Below are 17,756 nucleotides of genomic sequence, written 5' to 3'. Positions count from 1 at the left end.
GTGTCATCAAGTGGTCAGTGTACGCAGCAGGTTCTTGTAGTCCTCGCGAATATCCGCGTCGGATTCCTTAAGTTCGTTGATCTTGCGGCATGCGTGCAAGACCGTAGTGTGGTCGCGACCACCAAACACATCGCCGATTTCCGGCAGGCTATGGTTGGTCAACTCCTTGGAGAGAGCCATGGCCACCTGGCGCGGACGAGCCACCGAGCGCGAACGGCGCTTGGACAGCAGATCGGAAATCTTGATCTTGTAGTACTCGGCCACGGTGCGCTGGATGTTATCCACACTCACCAGTTTGTCCTGCAGTGCCAGCAAGTCTTTCAGGGATTCGCGGATCAGTTCGATGGTGATGTCGCGCCCCATGAAGTGCGAGTGAGCGATGACCCGCTTGAGCGCGCCTTCCAGCTCACGCACATTGGAGCGAATGCGTTGGGCGATAAAGAACGCAGCGTCGTGCGGTAGATCGACCTTAGCCTGATCAGCTTTTTTCATCAGGATCGCAACGCGGGTTTCGAGTTCCGGCGGCTCGACCGCAACGGTCAGACCCCAGCCGAAGCGCGACTTCAAGCGCTCTTCCAGGCCTTCGATTTCCTTCGGATAACGGTCACTGGTCAAGATGACCTGTTGGCCGCCTTCGAGCAGGGCGTTGAACGTATGGAAAAACTCTTCCTGGGAACGCTCTTTGCGCGCGAAGAATTGGATGTCATCGATCAGCAAGGCGTCAACGGAGCGATAGAAGCGCTTGAACTCGTTGATGGCATTGAGCTGTAAGGCCTTGACCATGTCAGCTACGAAGCGCTCCGAGTGCAGGTACACGACCTTGGCATTCGGGTTCTTCTTTAATAGGTGGTTACCCACAGCGTGCATCAAGTGAGTCTTACCCAAGCCAACGCCACCATAAAGGAAGAGCGGGTTGTAACCGTGCTTGGGGTTATCCGCCACTTGCCAGGCCGCGGCGCGAGCAAGCTGGTTGGATTTACCTTCGACGAAATTCTCGAAGGTAAAGGTGCGGTTCAGGTAACTGGTGTGCTTGAGCGCGCCTTCTACCTGCACGGTGCGCTGTTCGGCGCGAACCGGTGCCTGTTGCGAGCTGGCGCCAGCCATTGGGTCGAAGCTGTCGCGAGACGGCTCTTCATTAATAGGCGCATTTTTCTGCGACGCTGATTTCGAAGGCGTCTGGGCAAGCGGCGCGGGTGAATTGTTAACAGGTGCCACTGCGGCCTGGGCCTGCGAGGCACTCGCCGCCAACGGCGCATTCGGCGCAGCGCGAGGCGCCGAGCTACGTTTGCTGCCTATTAACAAGGAGAGAACGGGCGCGAGACCGTTGCCATGTTCGTCGAGCAATTCGAGAACGCGGCTCAGGTACTTCTCGTTGACCCAGTCGAGAACGAAACGGTTGGGCGCATAAACGCGCAACTCGTCGCCTTCGGCTTCGACCTGTAGCGGACGGATCCAGGTGTTGAATTGCTGGGCAGGCAGCTCATCGCGCAAAAGCTCCACGCACTGCTGCCAAAGTTCCACTGACACGGATATCCCCTAAGTTGAAAGCCGGTGAGGCAAAAACAGCCGCCATTGTAGCGGCGAGCCGCCCACTTATCCACATGTAGGTTGCCCACAGGGCACCCAAAATCAACGTCTTATCGGGGAAAAAGGCGACCAATGGTCTGTGCATAAGCTCTGTGGATAAGCGCCCCTGAGCTCGTTGCACAAGTGGGGGTGAAAGTCTGTGGGTAACTGGCCTGTGGATAACATGCCATTCCACACACAGCTTATCCGACAGCGCAGCACAGGCAGAGCACTGCTTCTCCCCCGTGTTGTCATCCTCTGTACACCACGTGCAATATGGCCTTAACGCAGTTATCCACAGAGGATGGCCTGCCTAGCTTTTATAAGCTTTACAGAAAAGCTTTAAATAACTTCCTTCTTTATTTTTATATCTATGACATTGCTCGTGGAAGGCCGGCGGATAGAAAAGGGCGTTTTGCCCTATAGCGATCTAATTGAAGGAAAAGCTGGTTGGAAATTGACCTAGAGGCTTGCTTTCTCTAGAATCGCCGGTCTCTTAAAACGGGGGCCATTCCGGCCCGTTGTGGACGAACCAGGTAACAACGCCATGAAACGTACTTTCCAACCAAGCACCATCAAACGCGCCCGTACTCACGGCTTCCGTGCTCGCATGGCTACCAAGAACGGCCGTGCTGTCCTGTCGCGTCGCCGCGCCAAAGGTCGTGCGCGTCTGGCAGTTTGATAATCCGGTACTGGTGGTGAGTCAGGACTTCAGTCGGGAAAAGCGTTTGCTAACCCCCCGGCACTTCAAGGCAGTCTTTGACTCCCCCACCGGCAAGGTTCCGGGGAAAAATCTCCTGCTCCTTGCGCGTAACAACGATCTTGATCACCCCCGTCTCGGGTTGGTGATCGGCAAGAAGAGCGTAAAGCTCTCCGTTGAGCGCAATCGCCTCAAGCGTCTGATGCGCGAATCGTTTCGCCTCCACCAGGACACTCTGGTTGGTTGGGATATTGTTATCGTCGCGCGCAAAGGCTTGGGGGATGTAGAAAACCCCGAATTGATTCAGCATTTCGGCAAGCTCTGGAAACGTCTGGCGCGTACCAACAAGCCAGCACCAGCAGTCAGCACCGAAACTGTAGGGGTAGACAGCACCGATGCGTAAACTGGCACTCGTTCCGATCCAGTTTTATCGCTATGCCATTAGTCCTCTGATGGCCAGTCACTGTCGTTTCTACCCCAGTTGTTCCTGCTACGCGTTAGAGGCCATAGAAAATCATGGTCTTCTGCGCGGTGGCTGGCTGACCTTTCGTCGTTTAGGTCGCTGTCATCCGTGGAATCCCGGTGGTTATGACCCGGTTCCACCTATCCCTACCTCCCGTTCTTCTTCGATGGCCGAGTAATCATGGATATTAAACGCACGATCCTGATCGTCGCCCTGGCAATCGTGTCCTATGTCATGGTTCTTAAGTGGAACCAGGATTATGGCCAAGCTGCCCTGCCGACTCAGAATGTTGCTACCAATCAGGCTGCGCCGGCTATTCCGGACACTCCGTTGGGTACCAATGCGTCCGCGAGTGCCGATGTTCCCAGCGCGAATGGCGAGACAACCGCCCCTTTAGAAACGCCAGTGGTCACCAATAAAGACCTCATCCTTGTGAAAACGGATGTGCTCGACCTGGCTATCGACCCACAAGGTGGTGATATCGCGCAGTTGAAACTGCCGCTTTATCCACGTCGCCAAGATCATCCAGATGTACCGTTCCAACTGTTCGATAATGGCGGTGAACGTACTTATCTGGCGCAAAGCGGCCTGACCGGCACCAATGGTCCGGATGCGCGTGCTACCGGTCGTCCGGTTTATTCGACCGAAAAGAAGACTTATCAACTGGCTGATGGCCAAAATCAGTTGAACGTCGACCTGAAATTCAGTCTCGACGGCGTCAATTACATCAAGCGCTTCAGTTTCACTCGCGGTTTGTACGACTTGAAGGTCACTTACCTGATCGACAACACCAGCGAAAAACCGTGGAGCGGCAACCTGTTTGCCCAACTCAAGCGTGATGGCAGCTCCGATCCTTCTTCCAGCACCGCCACCGGCACCGCGACTTACCTGGGCGCAGCCCTGTGGACAAGTAGCGAGCCGTACAAAAAAGTGTCGATGAAAGATATCGACAAGGGCGCGCTGAAAGAAACCGTCCAAGGCGGCTGGGTCGCCTGGTTGCAACACTACTTCGTGACCGCATGGATCCCGAACAAAGGTGAAGCCAACCTGGTTCAAACCCGTAAAGACAGCCAAGGCAACTACATCATCGGCTTTACTGGCCCGGTGCTGAACGTCGCACCAGGTGCCAAGGCTGAAACCAGCGCTACCCTTTACGCCGGCCCGAAAAGCCAAGCGGTACTGAAAGAGTTGTCCCCAGGTCTGGAACTGACTGTGGATTACGGCATTCTGTGGTTCATTGCCCAGCCGATCTTCTGGCTGCTGCAACATATCCACAGCATTGTGGGTAACTGGGGCTTCTCGATCATCTTCCTGACCATGCTGATCAAGGGGATCTTCTTCCCACTGTCGGCTGCCAGCTACAAGTCGATGGCGCGTATGCGTGCCGTTGCCCCGAAGCTGGCTGCGTTGAAAGAGCAACATGGTGATGACCGGCAGAAAATGTCGCAGGCCATGATGGAGCTGTACAAGAAAGAGAAGATCAACCCGCTGGGTGGATGCTTGCCTATCCTCGTGCAGATGCCAGTGTTCCTTTCGTTGTACTGGGTACTCCTGGAAAGCGTAGAAATGCGCCAGGCACCGTTCATGCTGTGGATAACTGACCTGTCGATTAAAGACCCGTTCTTTATCCTGCCGATCATCATGGGCGCGACCATGTTCATCCAGCAGCGTCTGAACCCAACACCGCCGGATCCGATGCAGGCAAAAGTGATGAAAATGATGCCTATCATCTTCACCTTCTTCTTCCTGTGGTTCCCAGCTGGTCTGGTTCTGTACTGGGTGGTCAACAACGTATTGTCGATCTCTCAACAGTGGTACATCACACGTAAAATCGAAGCGGCCACCAAAAAAGCCGAGGCGTAATTTACTCTGTGGATAACCACTCAAGACGCCCCCTAGTGGGGCGTTTTGCTTTCCGTCACTTTTGTTCTGGAACCTGCTGATGAGCGCTCCTCGTGAAACCATCGCTGCTGTCGCTACCGCTCAAGGTCGCGGCGGCGTGGGCATCGTTCGAATTTCAGGGCCGCTCGCCGGCGTGGCTGCACAGGCCATCAGTGGTCGGGAATTAAAACCGCGTTATGCCCATTACGGCCCGTTTCTGGATGCAGACCAAAGCGTGCTGGATGAGGGCCTGGCCCTTTATTTCCCAGGGCCGAACTCGTTCACCGGTGAAGATGTTCTGGAATTGCAGGGCCACGGTGGTCCTGTAGTCCTCGATATGCTGCTGCAGCGCTGCCTGCAACTCGGCTGCCGGCTGGCCCGCCCAGGTGAATTCAGCGAGCGGGCATTCCTCAACGACAAACTTGACCTGGCCCAGGCCGAAGCCATTGCCGACTTGATCGAAGCCAGTTCTGCACAGGCGGCACGCAATGCGCTGCGCTCGCTGCAAGGCGCGTTTTCCTTGCGTGTGCATAACCTGACGGAGCAATTGATCAGCTTGCGCATCTACGTGGAGGCGGCGATTGATTTCCCGGAAGAAGAAATCGACTTCCTGGCCGATGGCCACGTACTGGCGATGCTGGATAAAGTCCGTGAAGAGTTATCCACAGTACTGCGCGAAGCCGGGCAGGGCGCCTTGCTCCGCGACGGTATGACCGTGGTGATCGCAGGTCGCCCGAATGCCGGCAAATCCAGTTTGCTCAATGCACTGGCCGGCCGTGAAGCGGCTATCGTTACCGAGATTGCGGGGACCACCCGGGATATCCTGCGAGAACATATCCACATCGACGGCATGCCTCTGCATGTGGTCGACACCGCAGGGCTGCGTGACACCGATGACCAGGTGGAAAAGATCGGCGTGGAACGAGCGCTCAAGGCGATCGCCGAGGCCGATCGCGTGCTGCTCGTGGTAGACGCCACCGCGCCTGAGGCTGTGGACCCTTTTGCACTCTGGCCAGAATTCCTGGAGCAACGGCCGGACCCGGCCAAGGTCACCTTGATCCGCAACAAGGCCGACCTGACGGGCGAAGCCATTGCCATGGAAACCAGCGAGGATGGCCACGTCACGATCAGCCTGAGTGCCAAGTCGGCAGGTAATGGACTGGAATTGCTGCGTGACCATCTCAAGGCCTGCATGGGCTACGAGCAGACCTCCGAAAGCAGCTTCAGTGCCCGTCGCAGGCACTTGGAGGCACTGCGCCATGCCAGCGCAGCCTTGGAGCACGGACGTGCTCAGCTGACCTTGGCGGGGGCAGGGGAGCTGCTGGCCGAAGATCTGCGTCAGGCACAGCAGCTGCTGGGGGAAATCACTGGCGCGTTCAGCTCCGATGATTTGCTGGGGCGGATCTTTTCCAGTTTCTGTATCGGCAAATAACCGAGTTATCCACAGCGTCTCACCAGTTGTAAGACACCGTACCGAGCAAGGTACGGCTGTCACCCCAGTAGCAGCGCCCTGCGTCGTTGCAACCAGATACATATTCCTTGTCGAAGAGGTTCTTGGCATTCAGGTCGATCGACCAGTGGGTATCAATCTGGTAACCAATCGCGGCATCCACCAACGTGACACTGCCGGGGTCGAGCTTCCCGTAGAGAGTCGGCTTGGTGTAGGAATAGGCGCTATCGAAGTAGCGCACGCCACCGCCCAGGGAAAGGCCTTTGAGTTGGCCATCCAAGAATCGGTATTTGCCCCACACCGAGGCCTGGTTGCGTGGAACACCTGTCATCTGGTGCCCTTCGACCAACGAACCGGCCGTGTCCTTGGTAATCCGTGCGTCGGTATAGGTATAGGCCGCCGTCAGATTCAGGTTCGGTGTGATGTTGCTATTGATTTCGAGTTCCGCACCTTTGGCGCGGCTTTCTCCCACTTGGCGATAGGTATTGGTGGTGCTGTCGAGATAGGTATCGTCTTGTTTGCGCAAGTCGTACACCGACAACGTCATCGCTGTGTCCCAACCGATCGGTTCGTATTTCAAGCCCACTTCGTATTGCCGGCTGGTGATGGGCTTGAGCGGTGAGCCCGCCACCGAGATCTGCTGCACCGGGACAAATGCGGTGGAGTAGCTGACATACGGCGTCAGGCCGTTGTCGAACTGGTACATCACACCACCCTGGTAGGTGAATTTCTGCTCGGTGGTGCTGGAGTCCGTGGCGCTTTTTACCTTGTCCCGGAAATCACTGTCGACCCAATCTTGGCGCCCACCGAGCAGGAACAACCAATGGTCGTACTTGCTTTGGATCTGTGCATAAACGCCTTTCATCTGTTGCGCGAGCAAGGTGTTTTGCACCGCCTGCGGGGTGGTCGGGTCACGCAGATACACCGGGTCATACACATTGATCGTGCCGGCGAACCCCGCATCCCAGTCCTGGTTAAACGAAGTACGGTCGTAGCTCGCGCCGAACAGCAGCGTGTTTTCCAGGCTGCCCAGCTGGAATTTGCCTTCCAGCTGGTTATCCAGGGAGTAAACCATCGACTTGTTGTAGCGGTCGTAGGCATTCATGTTCAGTTGCGTGCCGAAGCCTTGGTTGTTCAAGTCGCCCGGCCAGGTTTCATGACGGGTGATACGTGACTGCATGTAGCGGGAGTTCTGGCGAAACTGCCAATCGTCATTGAAGCTGTGGCTGAATTCGTAACCGGTGTTCCAGGCTTCGCGCTCAAAGGTATTCCAATCCGGGTCACCGAGCATGGTGCGTTTGGACAGCTTGCCGTTGGGATTGGTGAGCAAGGTGCCGGCCGCCGGTAGGCCGAGTTCAAGGTTGGTGTGGTCTTTCTGGTAGTTGGCCAGCAGAGTCAGGGTGTTGAAGTCATCGAAGTTAAGGGTCAGGGAGGGCGCAATGTAGAGCCGATCATCCGGGACATGGTCAGTTTGCGTATCGGATTTACGCCCAAGCATCACCATCCGGCCGAGGATATTCCCGTTTTCATTGAGCGGGCCGGAGATATCCACACCCACCTGGCGACGGTTGTGGGAGCCATAACCCAACTGCACCTCACCCTGTGGCGTCGCAGTAGGGTGTTTACTCACCAGGTTCACCAGCCCACCTGGGGCATTTTCGCCGTACAGCAGTGAAGAGGGCCCACGGAAGATTTCCACACGCTCTAAGCCGTAGGGTTCGCTAGTGGTGTCGTACCGATTCCCTTGTACACGTAGGCCATCGCGCAGCAGGCCGTAGCCGTAATCGGTGGCGTTGAAACCGCGAATGAAGAACAAATCCCCTGCCAGGCTATCGCCGGCAGCAAAGGGCGGCGCAAAAATACCGGGCACATAACCCAATACTTCGGTCAGCGTCTGGGATTTCTGGTCCTTGATGCGTTGGCCGGTGACCACCGATACCGAGCGCGGTGTTTCCGACAAGGGCGTACTGGTCTTGGTGCCGATGCGGCTGTTTAGCGCCTTGTAGCCTACATCCCCGGCAATCTCTTGATTAAAACCGTCCTGTTGATAAGTACTCACGGTGGTCGGTGAGAGCGTGAGTTGCCCGGATGGCACGGCTTGCAGCACATAGCTTCCAGGGGCCTGGACGACAGCCAGCAGGCCTGAGGTTTGCAGTAATAGCGCAAAACCCTGTTCCACCGAATAGTCACCTTCCAACCCTGGCGTACTCAAACTCGCGGTCTGCTGAGGCGAGAACGACAGAATCACATTGGCCTTGGCGGCAAATTGGCTTAAGGCATTGTCCAGCCGCCCGGCAGCAATGGTGTAGTGCTGCACCGTAACGGCTGCAAAGGCGCCGCCGGTCGAGAGCAAAGCAACCGTGGTGGCGACAGTGCCCCTCAGCAGGCCGTAGGTTATGCCGTGGTAAGAAAGTCGCTGGCGAAGCTTGGTGGGAAGGCGCATAGGTGGGTAAGCCCTGAAGGTAGCATCGTGATTACCTGTAGGGCCGCGCCACGTAAAAAAAAGATAACCCCCCCCCGTAGATTATTTTTGCGATCAGCCGGTTCGACTCACCGATACCCAATACCGAGTGAAGTATTTCACCTGGATAGGCAGGGTCGCTTGCAGGTTGGAAAGCACGGCATCGGTGGAATCCAGGCGGAACGTTCCGGAGACGCGCAGACGTGCAGAGGCTGCGTCGCACTGCAAGACGCCCGGCCGATAGCGGGCAAGCTCGTCGATCACATCACCCAGCCGAGCATCCAGCACAATTAATTGCCCGTCGACCCAGGCGGCTTGAGTGCTGCGATACGGATGGTTATCCCCAACCTTGTGGCGGTCGAAGTCGACGCTTTCACCCGCACTGAGGATTTGGCTGTGGTCAGGTTGATCTGCGGGCGACACGCTGACCCGATCTTCCAGTACCCCAACGCGTGTGGAATCCGACAGCTGGCGTACCGTAAACCGCGTGCCTAATGCCTGAACCCGGCCTTGGCGGGTTTCGACGTAAAACGGTGTCTGCCCGCCAGACTTGCCCGTGTGGATAAGTACTTCCCCCTCACGCAGGCGGATCAATCGCTGGCGCGCATCGAACGCCACGTCTATCGAGGTGTGGGTATTGAGATCGACCTGCGTGCCGTCGGCCAACGCGATGCGCCGGTGTTCACCTACGCCGGTGCGGTAGTCTGCCCACACGTTGCCCAGGGATGTATGTTGCTGAACATTCCACCCCAAATACCCGGTGCCACCCAGCAGCAACATCCACTTCAGTACCTGGCGGCGTTGTTGCGTGTTGGACAGCGCACGGCGCGTCAAATCCGCAGGCAGTGCGCCAAGGCTGCGCTGCACTTGCTCCATCTGGTTCCACGCGGCCTGGTGGGAAGGATCTCCATTGAGCCATTGCTGCCAGGCATGGTGTTCGGCCGGAGTGGGTGGTTGGGCTTGAAACTGCACATACCAACTGGCAGCCGCTTCGAAGATTTTGCGATCAGGGGCCGCCATTACAAGGTGGCCATGATCAGCGAGCATTCCGTCAGTGCGCGGATCATGTGCTTTTTCACCGTGGTCAGTGAAACCTGCAGTTGATCAGCGATCTGTTGATAAGTCAGCCCGTCGATCTGCGAGAGCATGAAGATTCGCCGCGCCCGGTCACCGAGGCCGCAAAGCGCTTTGTCCACAGCCACCAGCGTTTCAATGATGATTGCCTTGTCTTCTTCACTGATGGCCATGACTTCAGGGCGTTCGGCCAAAGTCTGCCTATAGGCTTGTTCAATGGCGTGGCGGCGATACCGATCAATCACCAACCCCCTGGCAACGGTCGCCAAGTAATCGCGCGGTTCCAGGATCTGCGATGCATGACGACCGCCCAGGATACGCACGAACGTATCGTGGGCCACATCGGCCGCATCGCAGGTGTTATGCAACTTGCCTTTGAGCCACCCGTGCAGCCAGGAATGGTGTTGCTCGTAGATGTGCTGGACTACAGCTGTGTGCGAAGGAGCAGACATAGGAGCGAGACAAGGTGGCTTAATGATAATCGCTATTATTAACTGCCCTATCGTTTTCTCACAATAGCCCTCTTTCTACCGCCCGCTCCAACGGACTGATGAGTTTGGATGGCCTCATCGTGGGTGAAATACAGCCCAATTCAACAATTTCTGTGGATTAAGCCCTGTGAATAACCGCCCCTGTGCCCAGTTGATAACAGGGCCTGAAACCTGAGCAAAAACCCATCTGTGGATAACAACCTGTTTAATCCACAGGCTTAAAGCACTTATCCAAGGGCCTCATTGGCACATGACCACAGACTTTTGAATCGCTGTACACAACGGAAATAAAGGGCTGTATAGATCTATCCACAGAAAACCTGCTCAGTAAAAATAAACATAAAAACAAAGATCTTATAAATTTCTTTCTTTTTAATTTCTATTGTCAGTGATTCATCCACAGCTGGTTAAATTTTGTGCAAAGGGTTCTTTAGGAAGGGCTAAGTCCCTATACTTGCCGCCAAAGCTCTAAAACTCTTTCAACAATCAATTCCTGATTACCTACATAAGCAGGCACGAGGTGCGTGGTGGATTTCCCTTCCCGTTTTGAAGTGATCGTCATCGGCGGCGGTCATGCCGGTACCGAGGCAGCACTGGCGTCAGCACGCATGGGCGTAAAAACCCTGTTGCTCACGCATAACGTGGAAACCCTCGGTGCAATGAGTTGCAACCCCGCCATTGGTGGGATCGGCAAAAGCCATCTGGTCAAGGAAATCGACGCCCTTGGCGGCGTCATGGCCATGGCGACCGACAAAGGTGGTATTCAATTTCGCGTGCTCAACAGCCGCAAAGGCCCCGCCGTGCGGGCTACTCGGGCACAAGCCGACCGCATCCTGTACAAGGCTGCGGTACGTGAAACCCTGGAAAACCAACCGAACCTGTGGATATTTCAACAGGCAGCCGATGACCTGATCGTCGAACAAGACGTGGTGAAAGGTGTTGTTACCCAAATGGGTCTGCGTTTCTTCGCTGAATCCGTGGTGTTGACCACCGGTACGTTCCTTGGCGGACTTATCCACATCGGCATGCAAAATTATTCCGGTGGCCGAGCCGGTGATCCGCCGTCGATTGCCCTGGCAAAACGCCTGCGTGAATTGCCGCTGCGCGTCGGTCGCCTGAAAACCGGGACCCCGCCGCGTATCGATGGGCGTTCTGTGGATTTCTCGATGATGACCGAGCAAGCCGGCGATACGCCGATCCCGGTGATGTCGTTCATGGGCTCCAAAGAGCAGCATCCAAAACAGGTGAGCTGCTGGATTACCCACACCAATGCCAGGACTCACGAGATCATTGCCGCGAACCTCGACCGTTCGCCAATGTATTCCGGCGTGATCGAAGGGATTGGCCCGCGTTATTGCCCGTCGATCGAAGACAAGATCCACCGCTTTGCCGACAAGGACAGTCACCAGGTCTTCATCGAGCCCGAAGGCTTGACCACTCATGAGCTGTACCCGAACGGGATTTCCACTTCCCTGCCGTTCGACGTGCAAATCCAGATCGTGCAATCGATTCGCGGCATGGAAAATGCGCACATCGTGCGCCCCGGTTATGCCATCGAGTACGACTACTTCGATCCGCGGGATCTGAAGTACAGCCTGGAAACCAAAGTGATCGGCGGGTTGTTCTTCGCCGGCCAAATCAACGGCACAACCGGTTACGAAGAGGCCGGCGCCCAAGGTTTGCTGGCCGGAACCAACGCGGCACTGCGTGCTCAGGGCAAAGACAGCTGGTGCCCGCGCCGCGATGAAGCCTACATCGGCGTGTTGGTCGACGACCTGATTACCCTGGGTACCCAGGAACCGTATCGGATGTTTACGTCTCGCGCCGAATATCGCCTGATCCTGCGTGAAGACAATGCCGACTTGCGCTTGACCGAAAAAGGTCGCGAACTGGGTCTGGTCGATGACGCGCGCTGGGCAGCCTTCTGCAAAAAACGCGAAAGCATTGCACTGGAAGAGCAGCGCCTGAAAAGCACCTGGGTTCGCCCAGGCACTGAGCAGGGCGACGCAATTGCCGAAAAATTCGGCACGCCGCTGACCCACGAGTACAACTTGCTGAATCTGCTTTCCCGTCCGGAAATCGACTACGCTGGCTTGGTCGAAGTGACGGGGGGCGGCGCAGAAGATCCACAGGTCGCCGAGCAGGTCGAAATCAAGACCAAATATGCCGGTTACATTGATCGCCAGCAGGACGAGATTGCTCGACTGCGCGCCAGTGAAGACACCAAGTTGCCTGTGGATATCGACTACACCGGGATTTCCGGTCTATCGAAAGAAATTCAAAGCAAGCTGGGGATAACTCGACCAGAAACCCTGGGCCAGGCTTCACGTATCCCCGGCGTCACTCCGGCAGCCATTTCGCTGTTGATGATTCATTTGAAAAAACGCGGCGCGGGCCGTCAGTTGGAGCAAAGCGCTTGAGTTCGTTGGTCACCTCGCAACATGCCGAAGAGTTATCCACAGGTGCACGCCAGTTGGGCGTTGATCTGACCGCAGTCCAGCACGAGTTGCTGCTGGGCTATCTGGCCCTGTTGATCAAATGGAACAAGGCTTACAACCTTACCGCGGTGCGAAATCCCGACGAGATGGTGTCCCGGCATTTGCTCGACAGTCTGAGCGTGATGCCGTTTATCGAAAACGGTCGCTGGTTGGACGTGGGCAGTGGCGGCGGCATGCCGGGTATTCCCCTGGCCATCCTGTTTCCCGAGTCCCAAGTGACTTGCCTGGACAGCAACGGCAAGAAAACCCGCTTCCTGACCCAGGTCAAACTCGAACTCAAGCTGGATAACCTCCATGTTATCCACAGCCGTGTCGAAGAATTCACGCCTGAACTGCCTTTCAACGGAATTGTTTCCCGGGCGTTCAGCAGCATGGAGAACTTCAGCAACTGGACACGCCACCTGGGTGACCGCGATACCAGCTGGCTGGCAATGAAGGGCGTCCATCCAAGCGATGAGCTGTTAGCATTGCCGACAGACTTCCACCTCGATAGCGAACACGCCTTGGCCGTACCCGGTTGCCAAGGCCAACGCCATCTGCTGATACTGCGCCGCACGGCATGATTGGGAACACAAGCAAGAATGGCTAAGGTATTCGCGATAGCGAACCAGAAAGGTGGCGTGGGCAAAACCACCACCTGCATCAACCTCGCAGCATCCCTGGTCGCGACCAAGCGCCGGGTGCTGTTGATCGATCTCGATCCACAGGGCAACGCCACCATGGGTAGCGGTGTGGATAAACACGGCCTGGAAAACTCGGTCTATGACTTGCTGATCGGTGAGTGCGACCTGGCCCAGGCCATGCACTATTCCGAACACGGCGGTTATCAACTGCTGCCGGCCAACCGCGATTTGACCGCGGCGGAAGTGGTGCTGTTGGAAATGCAGATGAAAGAAAGCCGTCTGCGCAGCGCCTTGGCGCCGATCCGCGAGAACTACGATTACATCTTGATCGACTGCCCACCGTCGCTGTCGATGCTGACACTCAACGCGTTGGTGGCGGCCGATGGGGTGATTATCCCCATGCAGTGCGAGTACTACGCGCTGGAAGGTTTGAGCGACCTTGTGGATAACATCAAGCGGATCGCCGAGTTGCTCAACCCGAACCTGCAGATCGAAGGCTTGCTGCGCACCATGTTCGACCCGCGCCTGAGCCTGATGAACGATGTGTCGGCACAGCTCAAGGAACACTTCGGCGAGCAGCTTTACGACACCGTGATCCCGCGCAACATTCGTTTGGCCGAAGCGCCAAGCTATGGGATGCCCGCGTTGGCGTACGACAAATCGTCCCGTGGCGCCATTGCCTACCTGGCTCTGGCCGGCGAGATGGTTCGCCGCCAACGCCGCAACTCTCGCACCGCTGCAGCCCAGCCAACTTAAGGAATCCCCATGGCCGTCAAGAAACGAGGTCTCGGACGTGGACTGGATGCACTGTTGAGTGGTCCGACCGTCACATCGCTTGAAGAACAAGCGGTGCAGGCCGACGAGCGCGAGCTGCAGCACTTGCCCCTGGACCTGATCCAGCGCGGCAAATACCAGCCACGCCGGGACATGGATCCACAGGCGCTGGAAGAACTGGCCAACTCGATCAAGGCCCAGGGCGTGATGCAGCCGATCGTGGTGCGTCCGATTGGCGGCGGTCGTTTTGAAATTATTGCCGGTGAACGTCGCTGGCGTGCCAGCCAGCAGGCCGGCAAAGAGACCATCCCTGCGATGGTGCGTGATGTGCCGGATGAAACCGCCATCGCCATGGCGTTGATCGAGAACATCCAGCGTGAAGATCTCAATCCGGTCGAAGAGGCGATCGCATTGCAGCGTCTGCAGCAGGAATTCCAGTTGACCCAGCAGCAAGTGGCCGATGCGGTGGGCAAATCCCGCGTCACCGTGTCTAACTTGCTGCGCCTGATCGCATTGCCGGAAGTCATCAAGACCATGTTGTCCCATGGCGATCTGGAAATGGGTCATGCCCGTGCTTTGCTCGGTTTGCCGGAAAATCAACAAGTTGAAGGGGCGCGACACGTTGTCGCACGAGGGCTCACCGTTCGTCAGACTGAAGCGCTGGTTCGCCAGTGGCTCAGTGGCAAACCTGCACCGGTCGAAACCGCCAAACCTGATCCGGATATCGCGCGTCTTGAGCAACGCCTGGCCGAACGCCTGGGCTCTGCGGTGCAGATTCGCCACGGCAAGAAGGGCAAAGGCCAATTGGTGATCGGATATAACTCCCTCGATGAGCTTCAGGGCGTCCTTGCCCACATCCGCTGAAACATTTGCTTATGTAGCGCGTGATCGGAAATCACTACCCGGCAGTTGAATAGGGGCAGAACCGCCCCTATACTCTGCGCGCATTTTGTCGGCACAAATTATGCCAAGTTATTGATTTCCGGCAGCCGACCATTGAGGAGCAAGAGTGATGGAAACCCGCACGCCAAACACGTTGCCGTTCCATCGCTTGGCCGTTTTTCCGGTTTTATTGGCTCAATTTGTCATCTTGCTGATCGCCGCATTGGCGCTTTGGTACTGGCATGGAGTCGTAGCCGGATATTCAGGACTCTGCGGAGGCCTGATAGCCTTGCTGCCCAATATGTATTTTGCTCACAGGGCCTTTCGGTTTTCCGGCGCCCGAGCAGCCCAGGCTATCGTCCGGTCTTTTTATGCTGGCGAGGCAGGGAAACTGATTTTGACGGCAGTGCTGTTTGCACTGACCTTTGCAGGTGTGAAGCCATTGGCGCCGCTGGCTGTATTCGGCGTCTTCGTGTTGACCCAACTGGTCAGCTGGTTCGCTCCCCTGCTAATGAAAACAAGACTTTCGAAACCTTAGGGCGTTTGAGGCAACCATGGCAGAAACAACCGCTTCGGGCTATATCCAGCACCACTTGCAGAACCTGACCTTCGGTCAGCTTCCCAACGGCGGCTGGGGCTTTGCCCACTCCGCAGCAGAAGCCAAAGAAATGGGCTTCTGGGCTTTCCACCTGGACACTCTGGGTTGGTCGGTCGCACTGGGTCTGATCTTCGTCCTGATTTTCCGCATGGCGGCAAAGAAGGCGACTTCGGGTCAGCCAGGTGCTTTGCAGAACTTCGTTGAAGTATTGGTCGAATTCGTCGATGGCAGCGTGAAAGACAGCTTCCATGGCCGTAGCCCGGTGATTGCACCGCTGGCGCTGACCATATTCGTCTGGGTGTTCCTGATGAACGCCGTCGACCTGATCCCGGTTGACTGGATTCCTCAGTTGGCCATGGCGATCTCCGGCGACCCACACATTCCATTCCGCGCCGTATCCACCACTGACCCGAACGCCACACTGGGCATGGCTCTGTCGGTATTCGCGCTGATCATTTTCTACAGCATCAAGGTCAAGGGCATCGGCGGCTTCATCGGCGAACTGACCCTGCACCCGTTCGGCAGCAAGAACATCTTCGTTCAAGCCCTGCTGATCCCGGTGAACTTCCTGCTGGAATTCGTGACCCTGATCGCCAAGCCGATTTCCCTGGCTCTGCGACTGTTCGGCAACATGTATGCCGGCGAGCTGGTGTTCATTCTGATCGCTGTGATGTTCGGCAGCGGCCTGCTCTGGCTTAGCGGCCTGGGCATTGTTCTGCAGTGGGCGTGGGCTGTGTTCCACATCCTGATCATCACCCTGCAGGCCTTCATCTTCATGATGCTGACCATCGTCTACCTGTCGATGGCGCACGAAGAGAACCATTAAGACCAGTCTCGACTAGTCTGATGTCCTTCCCGGTGAAACGGGAAGGTGGCCCAACAGGGCTATGAAACGATTTGTTTTACCGCTTTAAAATCTAAAAAACCTAAACCATACGACGTAAAAGTCGGGAGGAAAGATGGAAACTGTAGTTGGTCTAACCGCTATCGCTGTTGCACTGTTGATCGGCCTGGGCGCCCTGGGTACTGCCATTGGTTTCGGCCTGCTGGGCGGCAAGTTCCTGGAAGGCGCAGCGCGTCAGCCAGAAATGGTTCCAATGCTGCAAGTTAAAATGTTCATCGTCGCCGGCCTGCTCGACGCCGTGACCATGATCGGTGTTGGTATCGCTCTGTTCTTCACCTTCGCGAACCCTTTCGTTGGTCAACTCGCCGGTTAATCACTCGTCTTTTCGAGTGATTGGTGTGTTGTGCAACGAATGAGCGAGGTATTGGCGTGAACATTAATGCAACCATTATTGGTCAGTCCTTAGCGTTCTTGATTTTTGTCGTTTTCTGCATGAAGTTCGTATGGCCTCCGGTCATCGCAGCTCTGCACGAACGTCAGAAGAAGATCGCGGATGGACTGGACGCTGCAGCACGAGCAGCTCGCGACCTGGAGTTGGCCCAAGATAAAGCGGGTCAACAACTGCGCGAAGCGAAAGCTCAAGCAGCCGAAATCATTGAGCAAGCCAAGAAACGCGGTAACCAGATCGTTGAAGAGGCTGTTGAAAAAGCCCGTATCGACGCTGACCGTGTGAAGGTTCAGGCTCAGGCCGAGATCGAGCAGGAACTGAACGGTGTCAAAGACGCGCTGCGTGCCCAACTGGGTGCTCTGGCCGTTGGCGGTGCTGAGAAGATCCTGGGTGCCACAATCGATCAAAACGCGCACGCGGAGCTGGTTAACAAACTGGCTGCTGAAATTTAAGCGAGGGCGATCATGGCAGAATTGACCACGTTGGCCCGACCTTACGCTAAGGCAGCCTTCGAGCACGCCCAGGCCCACCAGCAGCTGGCCTCTTGGTCAGCCATGCTCGGCCTGGCTGCAGCAGTGTCGCAAGACGACACCATGCAGCGCGTGCTCAAGGCCCCGCGACTGACGAGCGCAGACAAGGCCGCCACTTTTATTGAAGTGTGCGGCGACAAGTTTGATGTGAAGGCACAGAACTTCATCAACGTCATTGCCGAAAACGACCGTCTCCTGCTTCTGCCGGAGATTGCCGCTCTGTTCGACCTGTACAAGGCCGAGCAAGAGAAATCGGTAGACGTTGAAGTGACCAGTGCTTTTGCATTGAACCAAGAACAGCAAGACAAACTCGCCAAGGTTCTCAGTGCACGACTCGACCGGGAAGTGCGCCTGCAAGTTGCGGAAGACCCATCCCTCATTGGGGGTGTTGTCATTCGCGCCGGCGACCTGGTTATCGATGGCTCGATTCGCGGCAAACTCGCGAATCTTGCCGAAGCATTGAAATCTTGAGT

At 56.4% G+C, this 17,756-nt stretch carries 18 protein-coding genes; 14 read left to right on the top strand and 4 right to left on the bottom strand.

Going from position 1 to position 17,756, the window contains the following annotated elements; translation table 11 throughout:
* Positions 1-6: 6 nt before the first annotated feature.
* Positions 7-1,527 carry a chromosomal replication initiator protein DnaA gene (gene dnaA / locus AOA60_RS21600; protein ID WP_099586139.1) on the bottom strand — a complete coding sequence of 507 codons (1,521 nt, stop codon included), beginning with the start codon at positions 1,525-1,527 and terminating at the stop codon, positions 7-9.
* 586 nt (positions 1,528-2,113) lie between these two features.
* Between dnaA and rpmH the strand changes: the two genes are divergently transcribed.
* From rpmH to mnmE, 5 genes are all read left to right on the top strand, one after another.
* Positions 2,114-2,248, top strand: a complete 135-nt coding sequence (gene rpmH / locus AOA60_RS21595; RefSeq protein ID WP_003213577.1) for a 50S ribosomal protein L34 — start codon at positions 2,114-2,116, stop codon at positions 2,246-2,248.
* Positions 2,249-2,264: 16 nt separating this feature from the next.
* Positions 2,265-2,669 (top strand): ribonuclease P protein component, encoded by a 405-nt coding sequence (gene rnpA / locus AOA60_RS21590; RefSeq protein ID WP_053128141.1) that lies wholly within the window; start codon positions 2,265-2,267, stop codon positions 2,667-2,669.
* The gene (gene yidD / locus AOA60_RS21585) at positions 2,662-2,907 is read left to right on the top strand and encodes a membrane protein insertion efficiency factor YidD (RefSeq protein WP_010207715.1); all 246 of its coding nucleotides are present in this window, start codon (positions 2,662-2,664) and stop codon (positions 2,905-2,907) included. Before rnpA ends, yidD begins: the two co-directional genes overlap by 8 nt.
* Positions 2,908-2,909: 2 nt before the next feature.
* On the top strand, positions 2,910-4,592 hold the full coding sequence (gene yidC, locus AOA60_RS21580) for a membrane protein insertase YidC (RefSeq protein WP_099586138.1): 1,683 nt from the start codon (positions 2,910-2,912) through the stop codon (positions 4,590-4,592).
* Positions 4,593-4,671: 79 nt separating this feature from the next.
* Entirely contained in the window at positions 4,672-6,042 is a 1,371-nt protein-coding gene (gene mnmE, locus AOA60_RS21575; RefSeq protein ID WP_099586137.1) for a tRNA uridine-5-carboxymethylaminomethyl(34) synthesis GTPase MnmE, read from the top strand.
* 19 nt (positions 6,043-6,061) lie between these two features.
* Here mnmE and AOA60_RS21570 read toward each other — a convergent pair whose 3' ends face one another.
* The 3 genes from AOA60_RS21570 to AOA60_RS21560 all read right to left on the bottom strand — a co-directional run bounded on the left by AOA60_RS21570 (position 6,062) and on the right by AOA60_RS21560 (position 10,047).
* Positions 6,062-8,503, bottom strand: coding sequence for a TonB-dependent siderophore receptor (locus AOA60_RS21570; protein ID WP_099586136.1), 2,442 nt, complete (start codon positions 8,501-8,503; stop codon positions 6,062-6,064).
* 93 nt (positions 8,504-8,596) lie between these two features.
* The gene (locus AOA60_RS21565) at positions 8,597-9,541 is read right to left on the bottom strand and encodes a FecR domain-containing protein (RefSeq protein WP_099586135.1); all 945 of its coding nucleotides are present in this window, start codon (positions 9,539-9,541) and stop codon (positions 8,597-8,599) included.
* The gene (locus AOA60_RS21560) at positions 9,541-10,047 is read right to left on the bottom strand and encodes a sigma-70 family RNA polymerase sigma factor (protein WP_099586134.1); all 507 of its coding nucleotides are present in this window, start codon (positions 10,045-10,047) and stop codon (positions 9,541-9,543) included. The genes AOA60_RS21565 and AOA60_RS21560 overlap by 1 nt, the downstream gene beginning before the upstream one ends.
* A gap of 566 nt (positions 10,048-10,613) precedes the next feature.
* On the opposite strand from AOA60_RS21560, the gene mnmG reads away from it, so the two are divergent.
* From mnmG to AOA60_RS21515, 9 genes are all read left to right on the top strand, one after another.
* A complete protein-coding gene (mnmG, locus tag AOA60_RS21555; protein WP_099586248.1) occupies positions 10,614-12,506 on the top strand; it encodes a tRNA uridine-5-carboxymethylaminomethyl(34) synthesis enzyme MnmG in 1,893 nt (630 codons plus the stop codon).
* Positions 12,503-13,147, top strand: coding sequence for a 16S rRNA (guanine(527)-N(7))-methyltransferase RsmG (gene rsmG, locus AOA60_RS21550; RefSeq protein WP_099586133.1), 645 nt, complete (start codon positions 12,503-12,505; stop codon positions 13,145-13,147). The genes mnmG and rsmG overlap by 4 nt, the downstream gene beginning before the upstream one ends.
* A gap of 18 nt (positions 13,148-13,165) precedes the next feature.
* A complete protein-coding gene (locus tag AOA60_RS21545; RefSeq protein WP_032885161.1) occupies positions 13,166-13,963 on the top strand; it encodes a ParA family protein in 798 nt (265 codons plus the stop codon).
* Between the two features lie 9 nt (positions 13,964-13,972).
* Positions 13,973-14,845 (top strand): ParB/RepB/Spo0J family partition protein, encoded by an 873-nt coding sequence (locus tag AOA60_RS21540; protein WP_017135124.1) that lies wholly within the window; start codon positions 13,973-13,975, stop codon positions 14,843-14,845.
* 148 nt (positions 14,846-14,993) lie between these two features.
* Complete coding sequence (locus tag AOA60_RS21535) at positions 14,994-15,401, top strand: F0F1 ATP synthase subunit I (RefSeq protein ID WP_010565865.1); 408 nt, start codon at positions 14,994-14,996, stop codon at positions 15,399-15,401.
* Positions 15,402-15,417: 16 nt separating this feature from the next.
* Positions 15,418-16,287: a F0F1 ATP synthase subunit A gene (gene atpB, locus AOA60_RS21530; protein ID WP_099586132.1), complete on the top strand. Its 870-nt coding sequence runs from the start codon at positions 15,418-15,420 to the stop codon at positions 16,285-16,287.
* A gap of 133 nt (positions 16,288-16,420) precedes the next feature.
* Positions 16,421-16,678: a F0F1 ATP synthase subunit C gene (atpE, locus tag AOA60_RS21525; RefSeq protein ID WP_002555987.1), complete on the top strand. Its 258-nt coding sequence runs from the start codon at positions 16,421-16,423 to the stop codon at positions 16,676-16,678.
* Between the two features lie 56 nt (positions 16,679-16,734).
* Positions 16,735-17,205, top strand: a complete 471-nt coding sequence (locus AOA60_RS21520) for a F0F1 ATP synthase subunit B (protein WP_008439543.1) — start codon at positions 16,735-16,737, stop codon at positions 17,203-17,205.
* A 12-nt stretch (positions 17,206-17,217) separates the two neighbouring features.
* Positions 17,218-17,754 (top strand): F0F1 ATP synthase subunit delta, encoded by a 537-nt coding sequence (locus AOA60_RS21515; protein ID WP_017528669.1) that lies wholly within the window; start codon positions 17,218-17,220, stop codon positions 17,752-17,754.
* Positions 17,755-17,756 lie beyond the last annotated feature (2 nt).

It is taken from the genome of Pseudomonas sp. 2822-17, from assembly GCF_002742485.1.
Lineage (GTDB): Bacteria > Pseudomonadota > Gammaproteobacteria > Pseudomonadales > Pseudomonadaceae > Aquipseudomonas > Aquipseudomonas cyclaminis.
This window is presented reverse-complemented; position numbering and strand designations above follow the sequence as displayed.